The following is a 7,421-nucleotide window of genomic DNA, read 5'->3' on the forward strand; positions in this document are numbered from 1 at the left end:
AAGTGCGGTACTCCGCCACTTCAACGCACCAGAGGCCGTGTTTTCATGAACGCCGACCGAACCGCCGTGCTCACCGTCGAGGGCCGCTCCTACCGCTGTCGGCCCCTGGACCGGATCCTGCCGTCCGCGGAGCTGGACGTGCTGCCGTACGCGGTGCGGGTGCTGCTGGAGAACGTGGCCCGGCGGGCGCCGGAGTCGCTGGCGGACGTGGTGGCCCGGGCCCGCGCCGGGAGCGGCGCGTGCGAGGTTCCCGTGCACCCGAACCGGATCATGCTGCATGACACCACCTGTCTGCCGGCGCTGGCCGACTTCGCGGCCATGCGGGACAGCGTCGCGGAGCTGGGCGGGGATCCTGAGCGGCTGCAGCCGTCGATCCCCGTGGACCTGACGGTGGACCACTCCGTGATCGTCGAGGAGTACGGCAGCGCGGACGCCGTCGAGCGCAATCTGCTGATCGACTTCCGGCGCAACGGCGAACGGTACGCGATGGTGAAGTGGGCCGAGCGCAGCGTGGACAACTTCCGTGTCGTGCCACCGGGGACCGGCATCATCCACCAGGTCAACATGGAGGCGCTGGCCCGGGTCGTCTGGCAGGAAACCCCGGGCGACGGCGGTCCGCCGGTGCTGCACCCGGACCTCCTGGTCGCGACCGACAGCCACACTCCGATGATCAACGCCCTGGGTGTCGTCGGCTGGGGAGTCGGCGGCCTCGAGGGGCAGGCCGCCATGCTCGGCGAACCGGTCACCATCCCCTACCCGGACGTGGTCGGCGTCCGTCTGACCGGACGGCTCCGCCAGGGCGTCGGCGCCACCGACCTCGCCCTGACCCTGACCGAACTGCTGCGCGCCACGGGCGTGGTGAACAAGTTCGTCGAGTTCTGCGGCGACGGCGTCACCCGGCTCGGCTGGGCCGAACGCGCCGCCGTCTCCAACATGGCGCCCGAGTACGGCGCGACCTGCGTCTACTTCCCCTACGACGACGAGACCGCCGCCTATCTGCGCCTGAGCGGACGGGACGAGGAGCACGTCCGTCTCGTCGACGCCTATCTCACCGCCCAGGGCCTCAAGCGCACCGACGACCGCCCCGTCCCCCGCTACGACCAGCTGCTCGACCTCGATCTGGGCACCGTCGAGCCCAGCGTGGCGGGCCCGGACCTGCCGCACCAGCGGCTGCCGCTGTCCCAGGCCCCGGCCTCGTTCCGCCAGGCGGCAGGCCAGGCGACTCCCGGATCGAGCACGGCTCCCGGCACGTTCGGCGAACCGCTGCCCGACGGCCCGGTCGCCATCGCCGCCATCACCAGCTGCACCAACACCGCCAACCCGGCGCTCATCGTGCAGGCGGGCCTCCTCGCCGAGCGGGCGGTCCGGGCGGGACTGACCGCGAAACCCTGGGTCAAGACCTCGCTCTCCCCCGGCTCACGGGTCGTCGAGGAGTACCTGCGCGAGGCAGGCCTCCTGCCCGCGCTGGAGAAGACCGGCTTCCACATCGTCGGCTTCGGCTGCATGACCTGCATCGGCAACTCCGGTCCCCTGCACCCGGCGATGGAGCACCTCGCCGAGGAGGGTGCGACGGAACCGGTCGCCGTCCTGTCCGGCAACCGCAACTTCGCCGGCCGGGTCAACCCGCGCATCTCGCTGTCGTATCTCGCCTCCCCGCCGCTGGTCGTCGCCTACGCCCTGGCCGGTTCGGTCCTGCACGACTTCGACCACGAACCTCTGGGAACCGACCACGAGGGCCGTCCTGTCCTCCTGAAGGACCTGTGGCCCTCCGACGGCGAGGTCGCCGCGTGTGTCGCGGAGTTCGTACGGCCGGAGATGTTCCGCGGCAACGCCGCGCGCATCCGGCAGGGCACGCGTGCCTGGCAGGAGATCGAGGCCCCCGGCGGTGTCCGTTTCCCCTGGGACCCGGAGTCGACGTACATCCGCCGCCCTCCGCACCTGACGCGACTGTCCGCCCACCCGCCGGCCCGGCTGAGGATCGACCGGGCCAGGGTCCTCCTCCGGCTCGGCGACAACGTCACCACCGACCACATCTCCCCCGCCGGCGCCATCCCCGCCCGCAGCACGGCCGGACAGTGGCTCACCGAACGCGGAGTCGCCCGCCGCGACCTCAACCAGTACTCCACGCGCCGCAGCAACCACGAGGTCATGCTGCGCGGCGCCTTCACCAACGCCGCCGTCACCAACCTGCTGCTCGACGACGCCGGCACGCGCGTGCCGGGACCCGGCGGCCACGCGTACACAGCCGACGGCGCCCGGGTCCTGCCCGTCCACCGGGCCGCGCCGACCTACCGTGAGGCGGGCTACGACCTGGTCGTCGTCGCCGGACGCGCCTACGGGGCGGGCTCCAGCCGGGACTGGGCGGCCAAGGCCCAGGCCCTGCTGGGCGTGCGCGCGGTCATCGCCCAGTCGTACGAACGCATCCACCGCAGCAATCTGATCGGCATGGGCGTGCTGCCACTCGAGTTCGACGAGGGCGACGACGCCTCGTCGTACCCCTTCACCAGCGAGGGGGAGCTCTCCTTCGAGGGGCTCGACAGCCTGGCCGTCGGCACCAACCGCGTCACCCTCCGCATACGGGGAGCGGCGGGACGCCACACCACCGCGGAACTGCGGCTGCGGCTCTTCTCCCGCCAGGAGCTGGCCTATCTCCGGCACGGGGGCATCCTGCCGTACGTCGTCCGCCGCGCCCTCTCCGCGTCGTGAGCCGACCGGTTGTTCGTGGAGTGCGATCACCGCTCTCCGCGCGGAACCGATCCCGTCAGTCACCCTCGCGCTGTTCCAGGGCTTCCCTCAGGCGCCGGGAGGCGCCCTCCATATGGGCGGCCATCGCGGCACGCGCCGCCTGGGCGTCACCCTTCTCGACCGCCTCGAAGATCGGCACATGGTCGGCATAGGCGACCTCGCGGGTACGGACGGCGCCGGTGCGCCGCACCCAACCGCGCTGGATCATGGCGCGCATGCCCTTGAGCATGTCCCGCAGCACGATGTTGCCGGCCAGATCGGCCAGAGCCGCGTGGAAAGCGGTGTCAGCCTCGGGGAACTCCTCGTCCGGGCAGTCGCGCATCGCCGCCAGCCGGGCGCGCAGCAGCTCCACACCGGCCTCGTCGCGCGCCTGCGCGGCCAGCCCCGCGACCACCGCTTCCAGTTCCGCACGCGCCCGCAGCATGTCGTCGGCGCCGCGCTCCCCGAGGACCAGCCCGAGTTCGAAGAGGCGGTAGAGCACATCGGAGTCGGCGCCTCGGAAGTAGGTGCCGCTGGACTGGCGGATCTCCAGCAGTCCGAGGAACCCCAGCGACTTGATCGCCTCCCGGACGGTGGGCCGGTTCACGCCGAGCATCTCGGTCAGCTGCCGCTCGGAGGGGATCCGGTCGCCGGGCTGCACCTCGCCCGACATCAGGTAGTCGATCAGGCGCCGGGAGACCTCGGCGGCCAGCGGCTCCCGCGGCTCGACGTTGATCCTCGCGAGTTCGGCCATGGAATCCTCACTTCGGTACGGACGGAGCGGCCGGATTCAAATTACCTACCGGACAGCCGGTGAACCAGTTGTCCGGACCTCCATGGCGAGACGGCCCTCAGTCCTGCTCCCCGGACGTGTTTCAGTGATCCGCCAGGAACACCGGAGTGGTACGAGTACATCCAGGTGACCGACGTCCGCTGTTGAGTGCGCGCGGGACGCTACGGCTTGCGTGCCACGCCGCCGAAGTCGTCGACCTCGGCGGCGTGCTCACCGGACCGGCCGGGGCGCCAGCGGGAGACGGAGACCACACCGGGATCCAGCAGTTCCAGGCCGTCGAAGAACCGGGCGAGTTCTTCCGGGCTGCGGTTGACGCGGGGGTTGTCGCTCGCCTCGTTCCACTGCTCGATCATCTCGCGCATCTGCTGCGGGTTGATCACCTCGGTGTCGTCGCAGAGCACGAGGTGGCTGCCGGAGGGCAGAGCGTCCACCAGGCGGCCGACGACCTCATAAACGGTGTCGTCGGTGATGTGGGCGGTGATGCCCAGCAGGATCAGCGCGACCGGCTGGGTGAAGTCCAGTGTCTTGGCGGCCTGCTCCAGGATGGTCGCGGGATCGCGCAGGTCGGCGTCGATGTAGTCCGTGGCTCCTTCGGGCGTGCTGGTGAGCAGCGCCTCGGCGTGGGCCAGGACGACCGGGTCGTGATCGACGTAGACGATCCGGGTCTCGGGGGCGATCCGCTGTGCGACTTCGTGGGTGTTGTTCGCGGTGGGCAGGCCGGTCCCCACGTCCAGGAACTGGCGGATGCCCGCCTCGCCGACGAGGTACTCCACCGCCCGGACCAGAAACGCCCGCTGCGCCAGCGCGATGTCGAGGATCGCCGGATTGGCGCCCGCGATCTGGTCGCCGACCTGCCGGTCGATCTCGTAGCAGTCCTTGCCGCCGAGCCAGTAGTTCCAGATCCGAGCGGAGTGCGGCACGTTGGTACTGATGACTGGGCGTTCAAGTGACATGAGACTTCTCCGAGTTGGGCGGTCGTCACACATTAAACCAGTGCTGCCCCGCCCCTACGCGACACCACCGTGGCCGAAGGATCCGGCAGACCCCCCGCTCGATGAATCGGTTGGCCAGTGGTTTCGCCGTCCGCCTCCGTCCGGCGGTGACACGGCCTAGCCTCGGCGGGACGTGAGGAGTGACGCATGCCGGGCAGAGTCAGTCCGTTCCTGCGGGGCGCCTTCACGCCCCTCTACACCGAACGCACCGAGTACCGCCTTCCGGTGAAGGGCACCATCCCGCCCGAGCTGGACGGGCTGTTCACGCAGATCGGCGGGAATCCGGTGACCCCGCCCCGGCGTCGGGGCGCGGAGGACTACTCCTGGTTCAGCAAGGACGGCATGGTCTGCGGCGTCCGGCTGCGGGACGGCCGCGCCGAATGGTTCCGCAACCGGTGGATCCGGTCCCGGCAGGTGTGCCGCTCCCTCGGCGAGTCCCGGCCGCCGGGGCCGCGCCGGTTCTTCACCGATGTCGTCAACACCAACGTGGTCTGCCACGGCGGCCTGCTGCTCGCCCTGGTCGAGACGGGGTGCATGCCGGTCCGGCTGAGCGAGACCCTGGACACCGTCGAGTACTCCGACCTGGGCGGCGGACTGCCCCGGGGACTCACCGCGCACCCCAAGACCGACCCGGTCAGCGGCGAGCTCTTCACCCTCGCGTACTCACCGCTGCGCACCTCGGCCGACTACCTGGTGATCACCCCCGACGGCACGGTCAGGAAGAGGGAGCGGATCCCGCTCGGCGGCAGACCGATGATGCACGACATCGCCCTCACCGAGAACCACGTGGTGCTGTTCGACCTGCCCGTGCGCTTCGACCTCGGTCAGGCGGCGCGCGGCAGGTTCCCCTTCCGCTGGGACGACCGGCACCAGGCGCGGCTGGGGCTGCTCCCCAGGGAGGGCGGTGCCGGCAGTCTGCGGTGGTTCTCCATCGCGCCCGGCTTCGTCTTCCACACGGTCAACGCCGTCGAGGAGAACGGAACGGTCCGGGTCTACGCGTTGCGCTACCCGAAGATGTTCGACGGAACCAGTCAGGACCCGTTCGCGTACGGGGCGGGAACGCTGTGGGAGTGGACCGTCGACCCGGCCGTCGGCACGGTGAGGGAACGGCAACTCGACGACCGGCAGCAGGAGTTGCCCCGTATCGATCCGCGGCGGGTCGGGCGGTCGTTCCGCCACTACTACGGCATGAGCGCCCGGGAGCAGGGCCTGAGCACCTACGAGCCCGAGGTACTGCTCAAGCACGACTTCACGTGGGAGCACACCGAGGAGCGCGCCTTCCCCCGCGGATCCGTGCCCACCGAGCCCGTGTTCGTGCCCCGCACGGGGGACGGCGCGGCCGAGGACGACGGCTGGATCTTGCACTTCCGCATCGACGCGCTCCACCACGAGAGCGACCTCGTGGTGCTCGACGCCCGCGATTTCACCGGCCCGCCCGTCGCCACCGTACGCCTGCCGGTGCGTGTGCCCTTCGGGTTCCACTCGAACTGGATTCCCGGTGCGGATCTCGACGCCGTCGGCGCCGGGCTCACACCGCCCGGGTGACGCGCCCGCTCGGACGGCCCCCTTGAGGTTCCGGCTCACACCTCCCCGGTGATCCGCTGAGCCGCCAGCCGTCCGCTGATCAGCACCATGGGCACACCCACCCCCGGCCGGGTGCCCGAGCCCGCGAAGACCACGTTCTCGCCATGGAGGTTGCCGGGCCGGAACGGGCCGGTCTGGGAGAAGACGTGCGAGGCCGCGAACGGTGTCCCCTCGGCCATCCCCATGCGCTCCCAGTCGGCCGGGGTGATCATGTGCTCCACCTCCATGGCCGAGCCGAAGCCGGTGTAGCCGTGGCTCTCCAGGGTCGCCGCCACCTCGTCGCGGTAGAGCGGCCCGAGCCGGTCCCAGTCGATGCCGGACCGGAGATTGGGCGTGGGGAAAAGGGTGTAGTAGGTGTGCCGGTCCGGCGGGGCCAGCTGGGGATCGGTGTGGCTGGGCGAGGTGACGAAGAACGAAGGGTCGCTCATCAGCCGCCCCCGGTCGAGGAGCTCGGAGAACACCGTGCGCCAGGCGCGGCCGAAGTGGATGTTGTGGTGGCCCAGGTCCGGATGGGTGGCCCGGCCTCCGGAGAGCAGCAGGAAGCAGGAGGGCGAGTAGCGCAGCCGGCGCACCGAGCGGGGCTCGCGGCCGAGCAGCTCGCGGTGGGCGACCGGGAGATCGGGGTTGAGGATCACGGCGTCGGCCGGGATCCGCTCGCCGTCCGTGGTGATGACGGCTCTCGCGCGCCGCCCGGACATCTCCACCCGGGCCGCCTCGGTGCCGTACCGGAAGACCACCCCGTGTTTCTCCGCCGCCCCCGCCAGCGCCCTGGGGACCGCGTGCACTCCACCGACCGGGAAGAACACCCCGCCGACCGTGTCCATGTAGGCGATGACGGCGTACAGGGCCAGGGCCTGCTGGGGCGAGACCCCCGCGTACATCGCCTGGAAGGAGAAGATCCGCTGGGTGCGCTCGTCGCGCAGGTAGGAGGCGACCTTGGGGGCGAGGCGGCGGAAGCCGCCCAGTGCGACCAGCCGGGCCAGGTTGGGGGTGAGCAGGTTCCAGGGGCCGTCGATGTTGCGGTCGATGAAGTCGTTCATCTCGTACCGGTACATCTGCTCCATGAAGCGCTGGAACCGCCGGTATCCGAAGGCCTCCCGCCCTCCGCAGACCCGGGCGATCTCCTCGGCCATGTCGTTCGAGTCGGCCCGTACGTCCAGCCGGGTGCCGTCCGCGAAGGAGGCCCGGTACACGGGGTCGAGCCGGACCAGCTTCAGCCAGTCCTCCATCCGTTCGCCGACGCAGCCGAGGGCGTCGGCGATCAGGTCCGGCATGGTGAGGACCGTCGGGCCGGTGTCGAAGGTGTAGCCGTCCCGCTGCAGCAGCCC

5 protein-coding genes are annotated in these 7,421 nt (G+C 70.8%); 2 read left to right on the forward strand and 3 right to left on the reverse strand.

The annotated features are described in order from the left end of the window. The first annotated feature begins 45 nt into the window (after window positions 1-45). Window positions 46-2,706, forward strand: a complete 2,661-nt coding sequence (gene acnA / locus FNH04_RS14900; protein WP_152784321.1) for an aconitate hydratase AcnA — start codon at window positions 46-48, stop codon at window positions 2,704-2,706. Window positions 2,707-2,761: 55 nt separating this feature from the next. On the opposite strand, the gene FNH04_RS14905 is transcribed toward acnA, so the two are convergent. Next, window positions 2,762-3,478, reverse strand: a complete 717-nt coding sequence (locus FNH04_RS14905; RefSeq protein ID WP_152784322.1) for a FadR/GntR family transcriptional regulator — start codon at window positions 3,476-3,478, stop codon at window positions 2,762-2,764. A gap of 200 nt (window positions 3,479-3,678) precedes the next feature. Further along, window positions 3,679-4,470 carry an SAM-dependent methyltransferase gene (locus FNH04_RS14910; RefSeq protein ID WP_152784324.1) on the reverse strand — a complete coding sequence of 264 codons (792 nt, stop codon included), beginning with the start codon at window positions 4,468-4,470 and terminating at the stop codon, window positions 3,679-3,681. 186 nt (window positions 4,471-4,656) lie between these two features. Here FNH04_RS14910 and FNH04_RS14915 point away from each other — a divergent pair, with 186 nt between their 5' ends. After that, on the forward strand, window positions 4,657-6,054 hold the full coding sequence (locus tag FNH04_RS14915) for a carotenoid oxygenase family protein (RefSeq protein ID WP_152784326.1): 1,398 nt from the start codon (window positions 4,657-4,659) through the stop codon (window positions 6,052-6,054). Window positions 6,055-6,089: 35 nt separating this feature from the next. Here the strand turns inward: FNH04_RS14915 and crtI are convergent. Beyond that, the coding region (gene crtI, locus FNH04_RS14920; protein WP_152784329.1) for a phytoene desaturase family protein at window positions 6,090-7,421 on the reverse strand (1,332 nt) is incomplete at its 5' end.

Source organism: Streptomyces phyllanthi (genome assembly GCF_009377205.1).
GTDB classification, from domain to species: Bacteria; Actinomycetota; Actinomycetes; order Streptomycetales; family Streptomycetaceae; genus Streptomyces; species Streptomyces phyllanthi.

Excerpts from the sequence above, each read along its gene's own strand:
- acnA (WP_152784321.1), top strand. The coding sequence starts at position 46 with ATGAACGCCGACCGAACCGCCGTGCTCACCGTCGAGGGCCGCTCCTAC.
- FNH04_RS14915 (WP_152784326.1), top strand. The coding sequence starts at position 4,657 with ATGCCGGGCAGAGTCAGTCCGTTCCTGCGGGGCGCCTTCACGCCCCTC.
- FNH04_RS14905 (WP_152784322.1), bottom strand. The coding sequence starts at position 3,478 with ATGGCCGAACTCGCGAGGATCAACGTCGAGCCGCGGGAGCCGCTGGCC.
- FNH04_RS14910 (WP_152784324.1), bottom strand. The coding sequence starts at position 4,470 with ATGTCACTTGAACGCCCAGTCATCAGTACCAACGTGCCGCACTCCGCT.